General features: G+C 47.5%; 17 protein-coding genes and 1 riboswitch. Of the genes, 15 read left to right on the plus strand and 2 right to left on the minus strand.

The annotated features are described in order from the left end of the window. Positions 1-86: 86 nt before the first annotated feature. The gene (locus ACM1ND_RS07105; protein ID WP_053324908.1) at positions 87-1,088 is read right to left on the minus strand and encodes a lipoate--protein ligase; all 1,002 of its coding nucleotides are present in this window, start codon (positions 1,086-1,088) and stop codon (positions 87-89) included. A 164-nt stretch (positions 1,089-1,252) separates the two neighbouring features. Between ACM1ND_RS07105 and cobD the strand changes: the two genes are divergently transcribed. The 10 genes from cobD to ACM1ND_RS07155 all read left to right on the plus strand — a co-directional run bounded on the left by cobD (position 1,253) and on the right by ACM1ND_RS07155 (position 11,720). Beyond that, positions 1,253-2,356 carry a threonine-phosphate decarboxylase CobD gene (gene cobD, locus ACM1ND_RS07110; RefSeq protein WP_418027398.1) on the plus strand — a complete coding sequence of 368 codons (1,104 nt, stop codon included), beginning with the start codon at positions 1,253-1,255 and terminating at the stop codon, positions 2,354-2,356. Beyond that, the gene (gene cbiB / locus ACM1ND_RS07115; RefSeq protein WP_418027400.1) at positions 2,346-3,317 is read left to right on the plus strand and encodes an adenosylcobinamide-phosphate synthase CbiB; all 972 of its coding nucleotides are present in this window, start codon (positions 2,346-2,348) and stop codon (positions 3,315-3,317) included. The genes cobD and cbiB overlap by 11 nt, the downstream gene beginning before the upstream one ends. Positions 3,318-3,355: 38 nt before the next feature. After that, positions 3,356-4,114, plus strand: coding sequence for a histidine phosphatase family protein (locus ACM1ND_RS07120; protein ID WP_370671146.1), 759 nt, complete (start codon positions 3,356-3,358; stop codon positions 4,112-4,114). A 122-nt stretch (positions 4,115-4,236) separates the two neighbouring features. Next, a riboswitch (cobalamin riboswitch) is annotated at positions 4,237-4,431 on the plus strand. A 207-nt stretch (positions 4,432-4,638) separates the two neighbouring features. After that, the gene (locus ACM1ND_RS07125; protein ID WP_418027403.1) at positions 4,639-5,646 is read left to right on the plus strand and encodes an ABC transporter substrate-binding protein; all 1,008 of its coding nucleotides are present in this window, start codon (positions 4,639-4,641) and stop codon (positions 5,644-5,646) included. Further along, positions 5,643-6,689, plus strand: a complete 1,047-nt coding sequence (locus tag ACM1ND_RS07130) for a FecCD family ABC transporter permease (RefSeq protein WP_209941360.1) — start codon at positions 5,643-5,645, stop codon at positions 6,687-6,689. Before ACM1ND_RS07125 ends, ACM1ND_RS07130 begins: the two co-directional genes overlap by 4 nt. Continuing rightward, on the plus strand, positions 6,686-7,519 hold the full coding sequence (locus tag ACM1ND_RS07135) for an ABC transporter ATP-binding protein (protein WP_053324912.1): 834 nt from the start codon (positions 6,686-6,688) through the stop codon (positions 7,517-7,519). The genes ACM1ND_RS07130 and ACM1ND_RS07135 overlap by 4 nt, the downstream gene beginning before the upstream one ends. A 43-nt stretch (positions 7,520-7,562) precedes the next feature. Next, entirely contained in the window at positions 7,563-8,633 is a 1,071-nt protein-coding gene (gene cobT, locus ACM1ND_RS07140; protein WP_418027404.1) for a nicotinate-nucleotide--dimethylbenzimidazole phosphoribosyltransferase, read from the plus strand. Continuing rightward, positions 8,630-9,196, plus strand: coding sequence for a bifunctional adenosylcobinamide kinase/adenosylcobinamide-phosphate guanylyltransferase (gene cobU / locus ACM1ND_RS07145; RefSeq protein WP_053324914.1), 567 nt, complete (start codon positions 8,630-8,632; stop codon positions 9,194-9,196). The genes cobT and cobU overlap by 4 nt, the downstream gene beginning before the upstream one ends. Beyond that, on the plus strand, positions 9,193-10,062 hold the full coding sequence (gene cobS / locus ACM1ND_RS07150) for an adenosylcobinamide-GDP ribazoletransferase (protein ID WP_023987652.1): 870 nt from the start codon (positions 9,193-9,195) through the stop codon (positions 10,060-10,062). The genes cobU and cobS overlap by 4 nt, the downstream gene beginning before the upstream one ends. A 38-nt stretch (positions 10,063-10,100) precedes the next feature. Further along, on the plus strand, positions 10,101-11,720 hold the full coding sequence (locus ACM1ND_RS07155; RefSeq protein ID WP_418027407.1) for a cobyric acid synthase: 1,620 nt from the start codon (positions 10,101-10,103) through the stop codon (positions 11,718-11,720). A 219-nt stretch (positions 11,721-11,939) separates the two neighbouring features. Here the strand turns inward: ACM1ND_RS07155 and ACM1ND_RS07160 are convergent, their stop codons facing one another. After that, the gene (locus tag ACM1ND_RS07160; protein WP_023987654.1) at positions 11,940-13,640 is read right to left on the minus strand and encodes a methyl-accepting chemotaxis protein; all 1,701 of its coding nucleotides are present in this window, start codon (positions 13,638-13,640) and stop codon (positions 11,940-11,942) included. 502 nt (positions 13,641-14,142) lie between these two features. Between ACM1ND_RS07160 and ACM1ND_RS07165 the strand changes: the two genes are divergently transcribed. From ACM1ND_RS07165 to ACM1ND_RS07185, 5 genes are all read left to right on the plus strand, one after another. Beyond that, positions 14,143-15,414, plus strand: coding sequence for a PTS transporter subunit EIIC (locus ACM1ND_RS07165; protein ID WP_053324916.1), 1,272 nt, complete (start codon positions 14,143-14,145; stop codon positions 15,412-15,414). Between the two features lie 205 nt (positions 15,415-15,619). Further along, complete coding sequence (gene licT, locus ACM1ND_RS07170; protein WP_023987656.1) at positions 15,620-16,453, plus strand: BglG family transcription antiterminator LicT; 834 nt, start codon at positions 15,620-15,622, stop codon at positions 16,451-16,453. A gap of 170 nt (positions 16,454-16,623) precedes the next feature. After that, the gene (locus ACM1ND_RS07175) at positions 16,624-18,528 is read left to right on the plus strand and encodes a beta-glucoside-specific PTS transporter subunit IIABC (RefSeq protein WP_053324917.1); all 1,905 of its coding nucleotides are present in this window, start codon (positions 16,624-16,626) and stop codon (positions 18,526-18,528) included. A 243-nt stretch (positions 18,529-18,771) separates the two neighbouring features. Continuing rightward, positions 18,772-20,169: an L-cystine transporter gene (locus ACM1ND_RS07180; RefSeq protein WP_025724316.1), complete on the plus strand. Its 1,398-nt coding sequence runs from the start codon at positions 18,772-18,774 to the stop codon at positions 20,167-20,169. Positions 20,170-20,419: 250 nt separating this feature from the next. Further along, positions 20,420-21,118, plus strand: coding sequence for a queuosine precursor transporter (locus ACM1ND_RS07185; RefSeq protein ID WP_023987659.1), 699 nt, complete (start codon positions 20,420-20,422; stop codon positions 21,116-21,118). Positions 21,119-21,145: the final 27 nt, after the last annotated feature.

The raw sequence follows: 21,145 nt of genomic DNA on the forward strand, positions 1-21,145 counted from the left end.
GCAATGAAAAGGGGACGGCCCCTATAAGAGCCTGTCCCCTTATAACCACTGAAGTGTTGGCTTGAAACGATGGGAAAAAGTAACGGTTAGTCTTCCAAAAATACAAGTCCAACAAAATCGTCCAGCTCAATATTACCAAAATAGTGCTTCAAATCGAGAGAGGATAAGGCTTGACGTACCTCACCTTCATCATAGCGCTTGCCACGCAGGATATTTTCAATATCAGCAACGTCACCCACGCCGAAGAAATCCCCATAGATTTTAATATCACGGACATAGCCTTCCTTAAGATCCATGCGGATATCAATAATGCCGACCGGAAATTTACGTGTGTGCTTGATATTGCTCTCGGGGGATAGACCGTAGTTCCAATCCCACGATTGGTAGCGTTCTTTGGATATTTCATGGATTTTGGCCCAATCGGTATCGGTGAGCTTATATTGAGGTACCTGATCCAATTCTGCACCGAATATGAAACGCAGCAGTTCCTCGCGAAATTGCTCTATGGTCATCTCACGGTCCATCAGTTCGCTGATGTTAGCCACGCGACTGCGGACGGATTTAGTGCTTTTGGATTTGAATTTTTCGGGATTGGCATGCAACGATGCAGCCACATTGTCCAGATTCAGGTTAAACATCAATGTACCGTGGCTGAACATCCGTCCGCGTGTGGCAAATTGGGCGTTTCCTGAAATTTTACGTTCTCCGACCTGCAGATCGTTGCGGCCTGTCATTTCAGCTTCTACTCCCATTTGGCGCAGAGCATCAATAACGGGTTGCGTAAATTTGAGGAAATTATGAAAGGACTCCCCGTTATCCTTGGTAATAAAGCTGAAATTTAAATTACCGAGGTCATGATATACAGCACCGCCGCCGGACAGGCGACGAACGACTTGAATATTGTTATCTCTGACAAACTCGGCATTGATTTCTTCAATGGTATTTTGATGCTTGCCTATAATAATAGAAGGCTGATTAATGTAAAACAGCAGATAGCTGTCGTCCAGCGGAAGATGCTTGAGCGCGTACTCCTCAATGGCAAGATTAATGGCTGGATCGTGTATGCCCTGGTTGTCGATGAACAGCATGTCCATTCCTCCGTATATACAAACTGTGTAATTTTATGTGTGCCTCCTTCTATTGTAACCCAAGTGAGCCATGTACACAAAAGCTCATTTGCATTGACGGGACGCAAAAAGCAGCCTCATAATGGAGCTAAATGATTGGAAACGGCCGGAAAGGATGAGAGGTAATGATAGAGGTTTACGGTCATGGCGGGGACAGGGAAACAGCTGCAGCGACATTCGGCGGAGCTGCTGCGGATTTTGTAGATTTTAGTGCAAATATTAATCCGCTTGGTCCACCACCGGAGGTGCTTGAGGCGCTGCAACACTCATTTGACACTGTGATTCGCTATCCAGATCCTGGGCATCGGAATTTTAAAAATATGCTCGCACGGCGACTGCATGTTCCACCGGAGTCGTTAAGTATCGGAAACGGAGCGGCTGAAAGTATGGCGCTCCTGCTATTGGGACTGGCTCCTAAGCGTGTGGGTACAGTGGAGCCGTGTTTTTCAGAATATGCGGAGCTGGCTGGCACATTCGGAGCTGAGGTCAACCGGGTGTACGGGAAGGCCTCGCTTCAATGGAAGGCGGACGTGGAGGACATCCTTCAGCTCATGGAGCAGGTAGATGTTTTGTTTCTTGGGCAGCCGAATAATCCAAACGGTGTGCAATATGGTAAGCAGGAGCTGTGCGAACTGGCAGAAGCGGCTGGCAAAACGGGTACCGTGCTGGTGGTGGATGAAGCATTCATTGATTTTATCCCGCTGGAACGGCGAATCTCACTACTGCCTGTGCTGGATCGTTATCCTCATGTGATTTTGATCCGGTCAATGACCAAATTTTATGCCATTCCTGGCTTGCGATTGGGCTATGCGATTGCTCATCCAGATTATATCCGGCGAATGACGGCCAAACAGGTGACCTGGAGTGTGAATGGATTGGCGTTGCTGGCTGGGGAGGCGTGTTTGAGAAGTGGGCAAGCATATGAGCACCAAACACAGGAGCTGATTGCTACGGAGCGCAACCGCCTGTTGACCGCCTTGGCGGAATGGGGCTGCGGTGTTGTTCCCGGCGAAGCCAATTACGTGCTGGCAAGGGCGCCGGGTACGTGGAGCGCATCGGCGATTCAGCAGGCGCTTGGACAACGCGGAATTCTTATACGTAGCTGTGCTATGTATCCGGGACTGACGATGAGCCATTTTCGAATTGCGGTCAAGGATGCAGAAGCCAACGACAGGCTGCTGTCTGTATTGGGTGAAGTGCTGGAGGAGGAGCAGCGGCGTGACAGTTAGCTTGATTATCCTGGCAGCCTATCTTTTGGACAGGCTGATCGGTGACCCGAGGTGGTTGCCACATCCAGTCATCGGTATGGGACGTGCCATTTCAGCATTGGAAAAAGCGATTCGCCGCCAGGCCCGAAGTGACCGGGGGTTGAAACGTGCGGGTATACTGCTTCCACTCATTGTGGCGGGAGGCTCCTTTACGCTCGCCTGGGCGCTATTGCACTTGCTTGCCTGGATTCATCCGTGGTTGTCTGTCGGCGTAGAAATGGTGCTGATTGCGACCACGATTGCTTCCAAAGGACTAAAGGACGCAGGAATGGCAGTATACCGAGCGTTGCAGGCGGATGACCTGGCTGCGGCACGGCGGGAGCTGGGCATGATAGTTGGGCGGGATACGCAACAGCTTGATGAGCCTGAGATTGTACGCGGTACTGTCGAAACGGTCGCTGAAAATATCGTGGACGCGATTATTTCCCCGCTTTTTTATGCCTTGATCGGGGGAGCACCCTTGGCGCTGGCTTATCGTGCTGTGAATACGCTCGATTCCATGGTTGGCTACAAAAATGAAAAGTATCTGCATTTAGGCTGGGCTTCAGCACGTCTGGATGATGTCGCTAACTACATTCCGGCACGCCTGACAGCGGCAATGCTTGTGGTAGCGGCGTGGATGTACAAGCGAGATGCTGCAAGAAGCTGGCGCACAGTCAAGCGAGACGCTCGTCTGCACCCAAGCCCGAACAGTGGCTTCCCGGAATCGGCTGTTGCCGGTGCACTGGGGATTCGTCTTGGAGGTTATAATGTGTATCATGGCGTGCGCTCCTTTCGTGCATACATGGGCGATTGGATACGACCGCTAGAGTCGAAAGATATACGGCATACGATCCAGCTGATGTTCGCCGTGTCCAGTATGTTTGTAGGATTGTGTTTGTTAGGAGCCGTAGGTTGTTTTGCCTTGGGATGGGTGCGGTGAGGAGTGACACACTGAATAATGATCGAGCAGGAAGTGACATGATCTTGAAACAAGATATAGCAGCAAAAAGGACAGTAGAATACGCACAAAGTCCGAACTCACAGGAGGATAAGGTGCCGTATGATGCTAAAGAAGATCTGCATTGGGACATGGAACTCGTGTTAGTTCGTCACGGCACAACCTTATGGAACAAGGAACGTCGATATCTAGGACACTCCGACTTAGGTTTGCTACCGGGAGCAGAGCAGGAATTAAAGCCTTTGCAAGAAAAATTGCAAGGGCAGTCCTTTGCTCGAATCTATTGCAGCGATTTAATGCGATGTCGCCAGACCTTGCAGATCATTGTGCCGGAATCAGAATTGACGTCTGGAGGTTCCCTATCTACTATGTCTCCTATGATGGAACCACGTCTGCGAGAGCTTCATTTTGGTGAGTGGGATGGAAAAACGTATGACATGCTCAAGGATGTGTCGTTGTATCGCGCTTGGATTGATGAGCCGCAACGGATAACCCCTCCTGGAGGAGAGTCTTGGGCAGATTTTGTGAATCGTCTACGGAAATTTCTTGACTCTCTGTATGAATGGCGTGTTGCTATGGAAGTTCAACCCATGGATTTGACTGCTGCGCCACCCTCTGTTTTGGTCGTTACGCATGGTGGCGTAATTCGTCAGTTAGCTTGCATGCTGATACCGGGCCATGATTTTTGGAGTTTGAATCCGAAGCCGGGAGAAGCATTTAGGATTCAATTGAGGCTGGCAGGACGGCACAATTACATAGCAGAAATGCTTCCTCATTAGGTTAGACACCAGCGGATAAAGAGGCTGTTTGGGTTGTAAGCCGCCTCTTTTTAACCTATAATCATCAAGTAAAAGAACGGCTTGACTACCACTACATCAAATATCCAGCAGACGAGGTCGGCGCAGCGTGATGAAACTATGGTTTCCCTTGCCTGCGCTGTTAAAAGGGAAGTCGGTGTGAGTCCGGCGCGGTCCCGCCACTGTAAATGGAAACATGCCCGTTAGTCCTGCTTTATGTGCTACTAAGCATATGAAAGAATTTCAGGACATGCATTTTACCATAAGTCAGGATACCTGCCCGTCCGCCTGTCACCATAATCCTTCGAGGAAAGGATGACGTGTTCGCAGTGACTGTCCGTGCGGAAAGAAGCTGCCGCCTGCGCACGATCTGCGCTAACGTGACCCCTGTGTCCTGATATGAGGATGCGGGGTTTTTTTGATAGGAAAAGAAGGCTGGATTTAGAAGATATCTGATGATGCTCAAGTAACGCTCTTAACGATTTTTTTATGAAGGGGTGCAAATCATGGCAGGAAAAAAAATAAAGGTTTGGACAACAGGTCTATTGGTTCTGATTTTGGTAGTTGTGCTGAGTGCATGTGGAGCTAATGGGAAAAATGCTGAAAATAAAGAGAACCAGAATTCTTCACAGCAGCCGGGACAGACCGTAACCGCACAAGAGCCTCCGGGCAAAACAGTTTACCCACTCACAGTTAAGGATGCAACAGGACAGGAATTTACATTCAAAAAAGCGCCGGATAAAATCGTTTCCGTCTCCCCGGCAGAAACCGAGGCGCTGTTCGCCATCGGGCTGGATAAGGAAATTGTTGGCGTCTCCGACTACTCTGATTACCCAGAAGCAGCTACGAAAAAGCCTAAAGTGGGCGGTATTATGAAACCGAACGAAGAGGCGATCATTGCTGCGAACCCGGAAGTCGTTTTTGCAGGGATATCACTTAGTGAACAGGCTACGACCAAGCTGCGCGACATGGGAATTATGATTTTTAAAACGGAACCGAAGACAGTTGAAGATGTCATGGCTAACATCGAATTGTATGGGAAAATCACCGATCATCAGAAAGAAGCAAGAGCGGTGACCGACAAGATGAGAGCAGATGTAGCTGAAGTGAAAGAAGGAATTAAAAATATCGGTAAAGGGCAGAAGCTGCGGGTATACGTCGAGTTTTCACCAGGCTGGACAGTTGGTAAAGGCGAGTTTATGGACGAGCTGATTACGTTGGCGGGCGGCGAAAATGTAGGCGCCACGCAGAAGGGGTGGTACCAAATTAGTGAGGAAAATATTATTGCTGCGAACCCTGACGTGATTTTGTACAGCAAAAGTGTCAAGGACGACAAAACTGGTCAAACGCTCGGCGAAATTATTAAAGCTCGCAGTGGATGGGATCAAATATCGGCTGTTCGCCACAACCGGGTGTTTGCCGTGGATGATAATTTGATCAGTCGTCCGGGTCCACGTGTAACGGAAGGTCTCAAGGAAGTGGCCAAGGGCGTGTATCCTGAAATTTTCAAATGAACCGTAAACTGATCGGCTTTGGAGGAACAGGTCTTGTCCTGCTGTTACTGACGCTGCTGCTCTGTCTTGGCATCGGCTCGGCCAAGCTTCCGGTCAGCCAGATCACGGGCATTCTGGTTAACCACCTTCCATGGTTAGGCGATACGTTTACACCGGATTGGAATACATCCTCAGAGCAAATTATTTTGAAGGTCAGATTGCCACGAGTGTTACTGGGAATGTTGGTAGGAGCAGCGCTGGCGCTGGCGGGAGCCGGATTTCAGGGTGTGCTGCGTAATCCTTTGGCTGATCCGTATACACTGGGGGTATCCTCGGGGGCTTCGGTAGGAGCGGCAGTACTGATTTATTGGGGCCTTCAATTTTCATTTGTTGGCATATGGACGCTGCCGCTAGTGGCATTTACGACCGGAATGCTGACGCTGTGGATGGTGCTGACGTTGGCACGGGAAGGTGGAAAAATTCCGACACAAAGTCTCATTTTGTCGGGTGTGGTGATGCAATCCTTTCTGGGGGCGGTTGTTTCCTTTCTGACAGCCATGTCGAAGGAGACGGTCAATGAAATATTGTACTGGACGATGGGAAGTCTTAGCCTGCGCGGTTGGTCATATACAGGAATCCTTTTACCTTATGTGGTCATAGGACTGGTATTTCTATGGAACCGGGCACGTGTGCTGAATATTTTGGCTTTGGGTGAACGTCAGGCGGCTCACATGGGAGTTCATGTAGATGCGACGAAGCTATCTGTTCTGATCATTTCCACGCTGCTGACAGCAGCCGCTGTCTCGGTATGTGGAGTGATTGGCTTTGTGGGACTCGTTGTACCGCATATCATTCGTCTGGTGACAGGGCCTGATTACCGGATGATTGTTCCATTATCTGCGCTCGGTGGAGCTATTTTTATGGCTTGGGCAGATACGGCGGCTCGCACGTTGTTAGCCCCCACGGAAATTCCTCTGGGCGTGATGACGGCCTTTGTTGGGGCACCGTTCTTCGCATATCTCCTGTACCGGAACAAGAAGCTGCGCAGGGGGGAAATGCTGTGACAGAACAAAGTGAATCACAGAAGGTACGTGATCGGGCGTTAGAGGTAGCGGGTCTAACACGTGCCTATGGAGAGTTCCATGCGTTAAAGAATATAAGCTGGAGCGTCGACGAAGGAACTTGGTGGGGGATTATTGGTCCGAACGGCAGTGGAAAATCCACCTTGCTGCATTTGCTTTCCGGTGTAGATCAGCCAACTTCGGGAAACGTTCATATCTATGGCAAAAAGGTCGGTAGCTACAGCAGAAAAGAGCTTTCCCGACTCATAGCCGTACTCCAACAGGAAGGGCTTCCTCCAGTGGGATACACCGTCAGGGAAGTCGTAGAAATGGGACGTTTTCCTCATCAGGACTGGCTAGGCAGGGAAAAGGGTGTTGATGTGGAGGCGATCACGGATCGCGTGCTAGAGCGATTGGGTCTTACCACGCTGGCGGACAGAGCATTGGACCGCTTGAGTGGGGGACAGCGACAGCGTGTAGCTTTGGCAAAAGTAATGGTGCAGGAGCCACGAATATTGCTGCTGGACGAGCCTACGACCTATCTGGACTTGCGCTATCAGCTTGAATTTATGGAACTGTTGGCAGATTGGCGCCAAGAAACGGGTGTGACGATTATTGCGGTCTTGCATGATCTTAACTTGACAGCCCAATTTTGCGAAGATTTGCTTGTACTCAAAGATGGAATGGTTGAAGGATTGGGAGCTTCATCGAAGTTATTAACCGAGGATCGGATTCGACGAGTATACGGTGTTGAGCCTGTGATGCTTCCGCATCCCGATAGCGGTGTGCCGCAGCTCTTGCTGCGCAGGAGTGCTTCGGATACAGCAGATTAAATAAACGATGAAACACACTTAAAAAGAGCAGGGAGTGGAAGTTATGAACAACAAGCTGCGTCAGCTGATCGATAGCATTGCCCAGCCGGATGGGGTGGCGGCCTCGGCAGCTTCAGCTCATTTGGACCAATTAACAAAGCCACCGGGAAGTCTTGGAAAGTTGGAAAGTGTGGCCATTCAGCTAGCAGGAATTACAGGAGTGGATAAGCCTGAATTTGATCGTAAAACGGTTATGGTCATGGCTGCGGATCACGGGGTGTGTGAAGAGGGAGTCAGTGCCTTTCCGGCTGAGGTTACACAACAAATGCTGTATAACATGCTGTCAGGTGGCGCGGCAATTAATGTGCTGGCACGCCATGCGGGCGCAGATGTCAAGGTGGTAGATGTTGGCGTGAATGCGGATGTCGCTCACGCGAATCTGGTGGACCGTAAGGTACGCATGGGTACTTCGAATATAGCTAAAGGGCCAGCGATGCTGCGTACAGAAGCGGAACAGGCGGTTTTGGTCGGAGCAGAAGCCGTAGCAGAAGCGGTCAAAGGTGGCACACGGCTATTCGTTACCGGAGAGCTGGGCATCGGGAATACGACAGCCAGCGCTGCGGTCGTATGTGCTCTCACCGGACTGGAGCCGGAAGTTATCGTAGGCCGGGGAACGGGTGTAGATATGGCTGGGCTTACCCGTAAAATATCGGTTGTCTGCCGCGCATTGGACGTGAACCAGCCAGATGCAAATGATGCGCTCGACGTGCTCACTAAGGTCGGCGGTCTGGAGATTGCCGCCTTGGCAGGAGTCATCCTCGGGGCAGCCGCACATCGCTGTCCAGTCGTGTTGGACGGCTTTATTTCAGGCGCAGCCGCCCTCGCAGCGCGTGCACTTGCGCCTGCTAGCGCTGCGTACATGCTCGCTTCGCACGCCTCGGACGAGCGCGGGCACGCGGCGGTGCTCCGCCAGCTCAAGCTGGAGCCCATGCTTCATTTGGACATGCGACTCGGGGAGGGCACAGGCGGTGCGCTTAGCTTGCACCTGATTGATGCGGCGTGCCGCATTATGCGCGAAATGGCGACCTTTGCCGATGCAGGCGTATCGGACGGTCAGGGAGCCGCGCAGCGATGAAAGCGCTCGTGACCGGCGGGGCACGCAGCGGGAAAAGCGGCTTTGCCGAGCGATTATGCATGTCGCGCGCGCCTGGCGCCTGCTACATTGCAACGGCGCAAGCCTATGACATGGAGATGAAGGAGCGCATCGCCCTTCATCGGGTCCAGCGCGAGTCTGCCGGATACGACTGGCAGACGCTGGAGGAAGCGCAGGCGCTGCCGGAGCTGCTGCGACGGCTTGGCGGCGATCAAGCGTCGCAGCCATCACCCGCGCCTATGGTGCTAGTCGACTGCCTGACCCTGTGGCTGTCGAACGTGCTGCTGGCCGCAGGCGAGGACGGCGAAGCTGCGTCCAGAGCTGCCATTAATGAACTGGCGGCAGCTGTGGAGCAGTATCCGGGGCAGCTCGTCATCGTGACCAACGAGGTTGGTGACGGTATTGTGCCCGAATATCCGCTTGGTCGGCTGTATCGGGATTTGAGTGGGGTTATGAATCAGCGGATTGCCCGTCTTTGTGATGAAGTATTTTTGGTGACGGCGGGCATTCCCGTAGAACTCAAACAGTTGGAATATAAGCTATGAGCCGCGAACGTCAGGCTGTTGCTGCGGCTTTTCAATTTTTAACGCGTCTTCCGGTGAAGGCGGAATTGGATTTTTCCCCGGATTTGCTTAAACGCAGTGCAAGTTATTATCCGCTGGTCGGAGTGGTTATTGGCATCATTGTCTGGGGCTTTGCGGCGCTTACTTCTATGGTGTTGCCGCCGTTGCCGTGTGCGATTCTTACGCTTGTTGTCTGGGTTTGGTTGACGGGCGGATTGCATTTGGACGGGTGGATGGATGCGGCTGATGCCTTGTTCAGCTACCGATCCCGTGAGCGGATGCTGGAGATTATGAAGGATAGCCGTGTAGGAGCAATGGGCGTTATTGCTTGTGTGTTGCTACTCATGCTCAAGGCTTCTTTGCTGTATACAGTGTTGGTTGAACGGAATGTGTCTGGCTTACTGCTGCTTCCCATGGTTTGGAGCCGCTGGTTTATGGTACATGCAATGAAGCGCTGGCCTAAAGCCCGTAATGATGATGGGCTGGCTGCGCGTTTTGCTGATATGAGTGGTGGCCGCGTAGGGTTAGCCGTATTCTGGGCTGTATTAGTGACCCTGAGTGCTGCCGTAGGACAATATCTTCTGGCAGGTTTGGCTACAGCAACAAGGGATACTGGGAATCTGTCGTTGGCAGGATCAACCATACAGACGTTCCTTTCATATTCTGAGAGCCTTCCAATCTCGATAGGTTTTGTGTTGATTCCGGTCTTGGCTTACGGTGTTGGAACCTTCACGGCAAACCGTATTAACCGCCGCTTGGGTGGACTTACGGGAGATATATACGGAACTTTAAACGAATTGCTGGAGACTGTTTTATTGTTGTTTATTGTAATTTTGTACGGGTTGTGACCAGATTTGAAATGAATTCGTTAAAGGGGAAGAGGCAATTGTCAACTTTCGAACCGTCCTGCACGAACCCGGCAGCCGTATTGATGCTTCAAGGAACAGCGTCGGATGTGGGCAAAAGCGTGGTGACAACTGCGCTTTGCCGTATTTTTACGCAGGACGGATATCGTCCCGCACCGTTTAAGTCGCAAAATATGGCGTTAAACTCTTATGTTACCGAGGACGGCAAGGAAATTGGACGCGCTCAGGGGGTGCAGGCTGAGGCCTGCGGTATTGAGGCCACGACTGACATGAATCCGATTCTGATTAAGCCAGTCAAAGATATGCACTCACAAATTGTTGTACACGGTGTACCTTATGCCTATATGAGCGCCTCCGATTACCGGAAGGATTTTTTGCCAAAAGCCAAACAGACCGTTATGGATGCTCTGAATCGGTTGCGTGATACCTATGATATTGTCCTTATGGAAGGGGCAGGCAGCCCGGCAGAGATTAATTTGAAGGACCGAGATATCGTAAATATGAATTTGGCAGGTTGGGCGGATGCACCAGTGTTGCTTATTTCAGATATCGACCGGGGCGGTGTTTTTGCCTCTCTCGTAGGAACCATCGAGTTACTGGAACCCCATGAAGTACAGCGTATCCGCGGATTTATCATTAACAAATTCAGAGGTGATCTGTCTCTGCTTCAACCGGGATTAGACTGGCTGGAAGAACGGACGGGCATTCCTGTACTCGGTGTATTGCCCTATCTACCAGACATTCGCATTGAAGCAGAGGATTCGGTAGTACTGGATAAGAAGCCCAAGCGATCAGCAGAGGATAAAGAACTGGATATTGCAGTGATACGATATCCGCGGATCTCCAATTTTACGGACACGGATGCTCTGGCCGCAGAGCCGGATGTGAGTGTTCGTTATGTCACAGAATCCGGACAGTTGGGCGTACCGGACGCCATTATCTTACCGGGGACCAAAGACACCATTGGAGACCTGCTGGAATTGCGTGAGAGAGGTCTGGAGAAAGACATTCGGCAGGCTATGAATACTGGACGCACACAGCTAGTTGGCATTTGTGGAGGTTATCAGATGCTGGGTACAGCGCTATTTGATCCCCAAGCCGTCGAATCTGGGTTGCCGCAGCAGGCAGAAGGGTTAGGTTGGCTGGCTCTATCCACGACCTTTTTAAAGGAAAAGCAAACCGTACGCGTACAGGGAACCCTGTCTAATCATTGCCCGCTTTTGCTTAGTACTGCGCCTGATTCGGGTTCTGCCTCTAAGCCAAGCATTGAAGGCTATGAAATACATATGGGCGTTACGGAGAATGTTACGGAACCATACGAACCTACAGATATAACTTTTAACCTAAGCGAAATGAAAAGGTTATTCCATATCCGGCGTGGCGAAGGAACAGCTTTTGAGGAAGGCTGGGGTACGACAGACGGTAAAGTATGGGGAACCTATTTGCACGGTGTGTTTGATAATGACCGTTTTCGTCGGTGCTGGCTGGATGGATTGCGACAAACCAAGGGCTTGGCACCTTTAGAAAGCACTTTTACTGTACGTGAAGCCAAGGAACGAGAGTTTGACCGTGTCGCAGAGGTGGTACGGGCTCATTTAGATATGGAGCAAATTTATCGTATTATGGGAATGAATTCATAAACTTCATGGATGATTATTAAAATCGCTTTTAAAAAATAAAGAGGTATCTCTACAGCCATTTTCAAGACTGTGAGATACCTCTTTTTATTCAGGATTTTGCAAAATTCGATTCCAGTCGCTCTGAAGTGCAAGATATAGACGAACTTAACCATTTCGATCTACATCTTGTCCATTGGAAGTCGCTTATGGGATTTTTGCAAAATCCTCTATTGTATCGGCTTACGTAATTTTAAATTTTTGAACTGCCTTTTGCAGCTCGGTTGCTTGTTTGCTTAATTGGCGAACAACCTCGCTGTGGCTTTCCATTTCATTCAGTTGCTCATCGGCGTTAAAACCGATTTCTTGAATCATATGCTGTGCATTGGCAGCGATGAGAGCTGTCTCTTCCACGGAAGCAGATACTTCCTCCGAGCTGGCGGATACTTGCTCCGTTGCTGCAGATACCGTTTGAATCGTAGCATTGATCTTTTGCATAAGCTCACTTAGCTGGTTAAAGGCTGAGCTCGCTTGTTGAACCATTTCCGTTCCCGAATGAATTTCACGGCTAACCTGGGTCACAGAGTCCACAGATTGTTGCGATACTTCTTGAATGGTAACCAAATAGTCAGAAATTTCTTGTGTGGCTTCTTTAGATTGCTCGGCAAGCTTGCGTACTTCTCCAGCTACTACGGCGAAGCCCCGTCCATGTTCGCCCGCACGGGCAGCTTCAATGGAGGCATTCAGGGACAACATTTGAATTTGCTTCGTAATATCGAAAATAGCCGAAACGATACTGCCAATGGCTTCTGAGCGCTCATTCATACTATGGATGTATCGAAGCGATTCATCGGCAGCATGTCCTACCTGTGACATTTGAGCTACAGCTTTTTGAGCGAGCGTATTACCGTTAACCGTTTCTTTCGTTGCTTCACTGATTTGATCGGATACATCATTGGCAGAGGAGGCGATGTGCTGAACACCTTGAGCGATTTCCTCCATAGCCTGTGCATTTTCAGCAGCAGTTGTAGCTATGCTGGTACTGCCCTTTGCTACTTCCTCTGCGGCAACTGTAGAGTCCTGCACTTTTACACTCATAGCCTCAGTCCGACGAAGCAGCTCGTCCGATCCTTCAACAACCGCACCGGATGTAGAAAGCACATGGCCGATCATTTCTTTCAAGTTATGAGACATTGATTGGAAGCTGCGGGCAAGTTGGGCAATTTCATTGACTCCATGAACTTTCGCTTCTTGTGAAAGATCACCTTGAGCGATTTTTTCGCTATGACGAACCAATTCAGCAATGGGTTCTACAACTTTACGTATCACGAGGGTAGAAATAATTCCGCCCAGCAGGAGCGTTGCCACTGTAATACCTATGCAAATCCATAAAATTTGTTGGGATTTTTCCTGTACGAATCCGACATCTTCGTTCACACCCAGAACTAGATTACTACCCGATATAGCAAAGAAGGCGGTTTTGTGTACTCCGTACGAATCGCTGTAAATTTCACTGATATTCATCTCGCCTTGTTTTGCTTTTTTAATATCCTCTACAGGAATGAGTGCATCCTTGACCTTGTATACTGATTTTACATTCCTTGCGACGACTTCGGCTTTACCATCCTTTACTACTGCGATATATGCCGATTCTAATTTGAGAGTATCGACCTTGTCCTGAAGATAGGATTCCATCTGTATAGCGGAGCCGGAATCAGAACCGCTTCCTTGTTGGGCCTGAACCGCTAAGGAAATATTGAGATCCTGATACACATTTTTAGCTCCAGTTTCTAGCAATTGGTCTACCTGAGGCATGACACTGTTATTAATGATACTCATGGATATTGCATAGAAACTGATGCTGAACAAAAGGGATGCAAAGAGCTGAATCAGCAAAAACATAATTCGTAATTTCGCGCCAATGGAACGATTAAAACTCTTCATGAAAATTCTCCTCTCACATGATGGTAATAAAATCAGACGAATTCCCCTGCTTGATGTAGGCCGCTTGTCCAATAAGATACTAGGCACGCCATGATCTACTTGTTTTCCTCTCCTTGCTTGAAGAAAAGACTGAAAATGTTCGGATTCTATGTATATTTCAGCTGTATTCAAGGGACAAGAATGTGAAAGGGAAGTAATCCATGATTTACTAAAAAGTAGGTTAGACCTATTTTACATAATTAACAGGCGGTTGAATAGTCATATTTGCCCAAAAACAAACAAAAAATATATAACTATGGTCTTAGGTGTTTAGATGTAAGTTAGATGTAAATTATCAGGTGCATAAAAACGAATAGATTACTCCTTCTTTAAAACTATTGTAAAAAAGAAGTAATATAAGTAGCATAAGGAATACCGCTTTTATTACAATATTCTTCTAAGCTTGGTTTGGTAAGTTCGAAAGTGGTCTTCAATATACATATAAAAAGGGGAAAAGGTAGTTATGAATCGGGATTTACTTTCCAAAGAAATGATTTCGCAGGTCAGGGGAGAAGATGAACAGGAGCAGACTTCCGGAAGTTACAGAGCTGCCACAGGGAGAAATCCGATAAGTCGTCTATTAGATTATGTATCAGGCGTATTCACTCCGATCTTGCCGGCAATGATTGGGGCGGGAATGATAAAGGTATTAATATCTATTTTCATGTCCTTAGGTTTTTTGTTTTCAGACCAACAGGTATTTACTAGTTTGTTATCTGATCAACAGGCGTATACCATTTTATTGGTTATCAGCGATGGGGTATTCTATTTTTTGCCCATTCTATTTGCGGCAAGTGCGGCAAGAAAGCTGAACAGCAATATGTTTGTTGCGGCTGCCATCGGAGCATCAGTATTGCATCCCCGCCTGACAGAGTTGTTCCAGTCTGGTGAGGAGGTTCGCTTTGGCGACTTATCAGTCATAGACGGGCAGTCTGCTTCTTCCATAATACTAATGCTTGTTGTCGTTTGGATGGCGTCGTATGTGGAAAAATGGTTAGACAAGCATACCCCCTATTGGCTTAAAGTAGTGGCTGTCCCGACTTTGACTCTGATGATTTTTATACCTTTGATGATGTTCGTTCTTGGCCCGTTGTGGGGTTATCTCGGTCAACATTTATCGGATGGACTCGCATGGCTATTTGATAATGCAGGAGTGTTTGCAGGGCTGCTGCTCGGGGGCGCGATGTCTTTGCTTATTATGGCAGGTATGCAATATATAATGGTACCGATTATGATCAGCTCGCTTGCAACACTGGGCTACGATCATGTCTTTCCTGTGGTAGTGGCAGCGGTACTTGCCCAGGCAGGTGCAGCATTTGGCGTGCTTTTTAAATCCAAAAATGTCAAAGTGAAAACGCTGGCCTTTTGGACAGGCTTGCTTGCCATGATGGGGGTGGTTGAGCCGGCGATGTATGGAGTCACAATGCGCTTTAAGAAGCCTTTTGTTGCGGCGTTGATCGGAGGGGCTCTCGGTGGTGCATTTATGAGTTTATTTGAAACTGAAGCAACGGCTATTGGTGGTATATCAGGTCTGCCCAGCTTGGGATTATTCGTCGGTCCTACATTTATATATGCTATTTTGGGAATGTTAATCTCACTAGTTACAGCTGGCGTAATTACGTATTTTATGGGCTTTGTGGATGAAAAAGATGAGCATTCGCAAGTAGTGTCCACATCTGGCATGAATGCTTCTCCTTCTCCGAACTCGGTTGTGGAAAAGAGCCCTGGCAGCTAAGGCGTGCCAACGCCCAAAAGCCTCATGAAAGTGTTTACAAAAAAACTTGTCACCTCAGTCTTTATATGATATTATGGTGTCAGTTATTCAAAACTGCACAATCGTGGATTGTTACTGAGCGTATCGGGCAAAACCATAAGCAGGCACTATGTGTCAGTTTTGGTATTGCCTTTTTTTACTACTCCAAGCGGCTTAAGGTGATGGAATGAAGATAGCAAAGGTGCTGAATAATAACGTCGTAACGGTCATTGATGAACAGCAGAAAGAATTAGTCATTATGGGAAGAGGAATTGCTTTTAAAAAAAACACAGGCGATGAGATTGAAGAAGAGAAAATTGAGAAAATTTTCAAACTTGAAAGTACCGAGGTTTCTCGCAAACTCATGACCCTGATGTCTGATATCCCTATTGAATATGTTGAAATTTCTGATGAAATCATCCAATATGCCAAAACGATACTTGGTGTAGAGTTGCATGACAGCATCTATATTTCGCTGACGGATCATATCCATTTTGCCATAGAGCGTTATCGCTTGGGTATGGATATCAAAAATGCACTTTACTGGGAAATCAAGCGAATGTACCGTAAGGAATTCACGATTGGGACCAAAGCATTGCACATGATTCAGGACAAGCTGGGAGTTACACTTCCAGATGATGAAGGAGCATTTATCGCCTTACATTTGGTGAATGCACAGCTTAATAGCGAAATGCGCGAAACGATAACCCTGACTAACATTGTCAAGGATATCATAAATATTGTAAGTCGCTTTTTTGTAATGGATCTGGATGAAGAGTCGTTAAGCTATTACCGCTTTATTACACATCTCAAATTTTTTGCTCAACGGGTAATGAATGGGACCCCTGTACAAAATACAGATAATTCCCTTCATGATATGGTTAAGGTTCAGTATAAGAATGCTTACGCCTGCGCGGAAAAAATAAGAGATTATACCACTAAAATCTATGGTCGAAGCTTGTCCCAGGATGAGATGTTGTATCTCACCATTCATATCGAGCGTATCATTAAAAATCAATGATTTTATGTATGATCAGGGATTTAGGATTGCTACTTCTAAACCAGAAGGCAAAACCTGAATGCTGAAAGAAGATTGGCTTTTTATAAAGCTGTCTGCTTTCTGTATTCAGGTTTTTTTATTGCCCATTTGCGCATTTTATTTTATACCTTAAAAGAAAAGAGGAACACCTCATGGATCGAAATCAATTATCCAAAGAGATACTTACACTGGTTGGTGGTGAAGAAAACGTAGAGCAGGTCATTCACTGCATGACCCGCTTGCGCTTCAACCTTCATGATGATAAGAAAGCTCAGAAAGAGCAGTTGCAGAAAACGGATGGCGTCATGGGAGTCATGGAGAGTGGCGGCCAGTTTCAGGTTATTATCGGTAATGATGTAGCTAACGTGTACAAATCGTTGGTGAGCAACATGTCCAAGGCTCCGCAAAGTGACTCAGGAGCAAGTACTGCATCTAAGAAAAAACAAAACCCGATCAGCAAACTGTTCGACTTTATTGCGGGTATGTTTACACCGATTTTGCCAGCGATCACCGGCGCAGGTATGATCAAAGGGATCATTGCTCTTTTAGTGGCAATGAACTGGATGTCCGATAAGAGTCAAACCTATACGATTTTAGCGGCAATAGGTGACGGTGCGTTCTACTTCCTGCCTATTATTCTGGCTGTCAGTGCTGCTAGAAAACTCGGCAGTAATATGTTTATTGGTGCGGCGATTGGTGCTTCCATTTTGCACCCGACGATTACAGCTTTACTGGCATCTAACGTGAAGGTTAGCTTTATTGGTCTTCCGGTGACAGCGGCCACGTATTCTTCGACCGTTATTCCAATCGTTATTGCGGTCTGGCTGGCATCTTATGTTGAAAAATTCATTGATAAGTATACACATGCATCACTGAAGTTGCTCGTTGTTCCGACATTGACTTTATTGATTATTGTACCTTTGACTTTGGTTGCTGTAGGGCCGCTCGGCTCCATTATTGGTAATGGCCTGTCAGGCGGTATCTCTTGGTTGTTTGAAAATACAGGTGCACTTGCAGGTCTGCTGCTAGGCGGTACCTTCTCCCTGATCATTATGACAGGTATGCACTATGCGTTGGTTCCTATTATGATTGGATCGATTGCAACGTTGGGCTTTGACTACATGATTCCAATTATGGGAGCAGCCAACTTGGCACAGGCTGGTGCTGCACTGGGTGTATTCTTAAAATCAAAAAATGCCAAAGTCAAAACAGTGGCTTTCTCGACGAGCTTGACAGCTATTATGGGTGTAACTGAGCCTGCAATGTATGGTGTAAATATGCGGTTTAAAAAACCATTTACTGCTGCGTTGATCGGCGGAGCCGTCGGCGGGGGCTTCATGAGCTTGTTTGGTACAAAAGCGTATGTCATGGGTGGATTGGTTGGTGTGCCTGGTCTGGCGATGTTTATTGGACCGACTTTCTTATACGCAATCCTGGGTCTTATTATTGCATTTGTGGTTGCTACGATTGTTACCTATTTGATCGGCTTTACAGATGAAAAGAACGAAGAAGCACCACAAGCAACAACAGACGCTGGCGGAGACATCTCCACAGATGAAATAGCACAATCTGCTGTGTCCTCACTGCCGAAAGGTGAGAAAATCCCGGTATACAGCCCGATTATGGGTGAAGTTAAGCCGCTCAGTGAAGTCAATGACCCTGCATTTTCTCAAGAAATCATGGGTAGAGGTTGGGCTATTGAACCATCCGAAGGCCGGGTTGTTTCCCCAGTGGATGGCACAGTGTTCTCCATTTCCAAAAGTGGGCATGCTGTTGGATTGGTGAGTGATTCAGGACTTGAAATGCTCATTCACGTTGGGATGGATACGGTTAAACTAAAAGGACTTCATTTTACGCCTCATCTTAAAGCAGGAGATCGCGTGAAGGTAGGAGACCTCGTGCTGGAGTTTGATCTGGTGGAAATCCGCAAGGCTGGTTACGAAACGATAACGCCTGTTATTGTTACGAATGTAGCTCAGTTTAGCGAGTTGGAGTCCGCTGATAATCAGCATAAAGTGGTTAAGGAACAGGAACTGTTATACACAGTGATCGTCTAACGGCTGATAAAAATTTTACGCCTAAGATGAATACATGTCGTTGTGTTCAGGACAAAAAACAGCAAGCCTTCGAAAGATGAAGGCTTGCTGTTTGGCGTTTTCGATAAAATCCAGACTGGAAGTTGCTTAACTATTTTATTGTTAGAAAACCTACAAAAATAGTTGGTTTTGTGATATAGTAATCTTCGGATTGAAGGATCACCTTATAAAACATATTAAGTATAAGTTTGGAGGAAATAATACATGGATACCTTCTTTATTATTTTAAATGTAATCGTGCTGCTTTTGCTGCTAGGCGTATTGGTCTGGATGCAGAAAAAGCACATCTCCTTCACAAAAAGGGTATTTGCCGGACTTGGCTTCGGACTGATCTACGGGGCTGTTCTACAATATGCCTATGGTGCAGGCTCAGAGGTCATTACAAAATCAGTTGATTGGTTCAACCTCGCAGGTAATGGTTATGTCCGTTTGCTGCAAATGGTAGTTATTCCGCTTATCATGGTGTCGATTATTTCGGCTATTATGAATTTGAAGGGAAGACAGAACCTTGGCAAAATCAGCGTATCCATTATTGCAGTACTACTGATTACAACGGCAATTGCTGCTTCAGTTAGTATTGTAACCAGCTTGTCGTTTGATCTAAAGGCAATTGAGATTCAAGGTGGGGAGAAGGAACAAGCACAGGGCTTAAAGATGGAAGAGCGTCTTGGAACAGTTCAGGACATGACCATTCCACAGCAGGTGCTGGAATTTATTCCTTCAAATCCTTTTGAGGATATGACGGGAGCACGTCGTACGTCGACGCTGGCGGTGGTCATTTTCTCGGCCTTTATCGGTGTGGCTGTGCTCGGATTGGATCGTAAAAAACCGGAACAGGCGCAAACCTTCCGTAAAGTGATCGATGCAGTGTACGCTGTAGTGATGCGGATTGTAACTCTGGTGCTGAGATTGACTCCTTACGGCATTTTAGCACTGATCACTAAAGTAGTAGCTACGACCAATCCGGATGAAATTTTGAAGCTAATCAAGTTTGTGCTCGCTTCTTATGTAGCTCTGTTGGTCATGTTTATCATTCATCTTATTTTGCTGGCCTTGTTCGGCTACAATCCGGTGACGTATGTGAAAAAGGTATTGCCTACACTGGTTTTTGCTTTTACTTCTCGTTCCAGTGCGGCGACCATTCCGTTAAATGTTGAAACACAAACGAAAAAGCTTGGTGTGTCCGACGGCATCGCGAATCTGTCTGCGACCTTGGGAGCGACTATTGGGCAAAACGGCTGTGCTGGTATTTATCCGGCAATGCTGGCGGTCATGATTGCTCCAACCGTGGGTATTGATCCAACGAGCTGGGATTTTATCCTCACGCTTATTCTGGTCGTTACGGTCAGCTCGTTTGGCGTGGCGGGTGTAGGCGGTGGTGCCACTTTCGCTTCCCTGATCGTGCTTTCCACCATGAATCTTCCAGTGGCATTGGCAGGATTGCTCATCTCAGTCGAACCGTTGATTGATATGGGACGCACAGCGTTAAATGTCAATGATTCTATTACCGCAGGTCTCATTTCAGGCAAGGTGCTCAAGGAGAACGATCAAGACGTGTTCAACAATCATGGCATGGATTTGGATGCAACGGCACACTCCTAAGTAAATGATAAACGAAAGGTGTACGATGCATTCCCCTATCGCATCTGTAGCCTATATAACACACGTACAGAATGTACTCAATACAAAGAGCCGGCCATAAGGTCGGCTCTTTGTATTGAGTTTAGGACAGTGTAAATTATAGCTGTTCACGAATCCTAATCTATGATACATTAAAATAATGTTTTTCCGGCTTGCTTCGGATGAACCGCGGTTCGCAACCATCCCGCGCTATCAAAACTAGGAGGATTTCATGTTTAATCTGTTATGGGGGGCAGCTTTTGTCCTCGTCAATTTTATGTTCTTTTTGTTATGTTTTCGGTTGTTCGGTAAAAAAGGGCTGTACGCCTGGATTGGTGTTGCTACTGTACTAGCCAACATTCAGGTAACCAAAACGATTGATCTGGTCGGTATTACCACGACATTGGGAAATACGATGTATGTTTCTATGTATATGGCCAGTGACTTACTGAATGAAAAATATGGGCCTAAAGAGGCGCGTAAAGCTGTGTGGTTCGGCTTTTTTACTCTGATTATGACGACGATAACGATGCAAATGGTGCTGCAGTTCCAGCCTACTGCAACGGATTTTGCCCAGACACCGATGCAACAGCTGTTTGGATTGTTGCCAAGGCTTGCGCTTGCCAGCTTGACAGCCTATGCGGTCAGTCAATTGCTGGACGTGCGTCTGTATGCCTGGATTCGCAAGTTTTTTCCGGAACGTCATCAGCTCTGGATTCGCGGCAATGGCAGCACGATGATCAGCTCGTTTATAGATACGCTCATTTTCTGTACTATTGCCTTTTACGGTTATGCGTGGGGGATATGGCTCGAGATATTATTCACCACCTACATCTTAAAATTTGTACTGACCGCGGCGGGTACACCCATTTTGTACATCGCACGCAATTTCCGCTTTATAGAAGAGGAGGAGCAAACCCTCAAGCCATAATGGCTTGGGGTTGCCCCTCCTTTTTTC

This window comes from Paenibacillus sp. JJ1722, from assembly GCF_048282685.1.
GTDB lineage: Bacteria > Bacillota > Bacilli > Paenibacillales > Paenibacillaceae > Paenibacillus > Paenibacillus polymyxa_B.

Coding starts and splice junctions, on each gene's coding strand:
- ACM1ND_RS07125 (WP_418027403.1), top strand. CDS start 4,639: ATGGCAGGAAAAAAAATAAAGGTTTGGACAACAGGTCTATTGGTTCTG.
- ACM1ND_RS07185 (WP_023987659.1), top strand. CDS start 20,420: ATGTTTAATCTGTTATGGGGGGCAGCTTTTGTCCTCGTCAATTTTATG.
- cobU (WP_053324914.1), top strand. CDS start 8,630: ATGAAAGCGCTCGTGACCGGCGGGGCACGCAGCGGGAAAAGCGGCTTT.
- ACM1ND_RS07180 (WP_025724316.1), top strand. CDS start 18,772: ATGGATACCTTCTTTATTATTTTAAATGTAATCGTGCTGCTTTTGCTG.
- ACM1ND_RS07120 (WP_370671146.1), top strand. CDS start 3,356: ATGATCTTGAAACAAGATATAGCAGCAAAAAGGACAGTAGAATACGCA.
- cobD (WP_418027398.1), top strand. CDS start 1,253: ATGATAGAGGTTTACGGTCATGGCGGGGACAGGGAAACAGCTGCAGCG.
- cobT (WP_418027404.1), top strand. CDS start 7,563: ATGAACAACAAGCTGCGTCAGCTGATCGATAGCATTGCCCAGCCGGAT.
- ACM1ND_RS07160 (WP_023987654.1), bottom strand. CDS start 13,640: ATGAAGAGTTTTAATCGTTCCATTGGCGCGAAATTACGAATTATGTTT.
- ACM1ND_RS07165 (WP_053324916.1), top strand. CDS start 14,143: ATGAATCGGGATTTACTTTCCAAAGAAATGATTTCGCAGGTCAGGGGA.
- ACM1ND_RS07105 (WP_053324908.1), bottom strand. CDS start 1,088: ATGCTGTTCATCGACAACCAGGGCATACACGATCCAGCCATTAATCTT.
- cobS (WP_023987652.1), top strand. CDS start 9,193: ATGAGCCGCGAACGTCAGGCTGTTGCTGCGGCTTTTCAATTTTTAACG.
- ACM1ND_RS07175 (WP_053324917.1), top strand. CDS start 16,624: ATGGATCGAAATCAATTATCCAAAGAGATACTTACACTGGTTGGTGGT.
- licT (WP_023987656.1), top strand. CDS start 15,620: ATGAAGATAGCAAAGGTGCTGAATAATAACGTCGTAACGGTCATTGAT.
- ACM1ND_RS07130 (WP_209941360.1), top strand. CDS start 5,643: ATGAACCGTAAACTGATCGGCTTTGGAGGAACAGGTCTTGTCCTGCTG.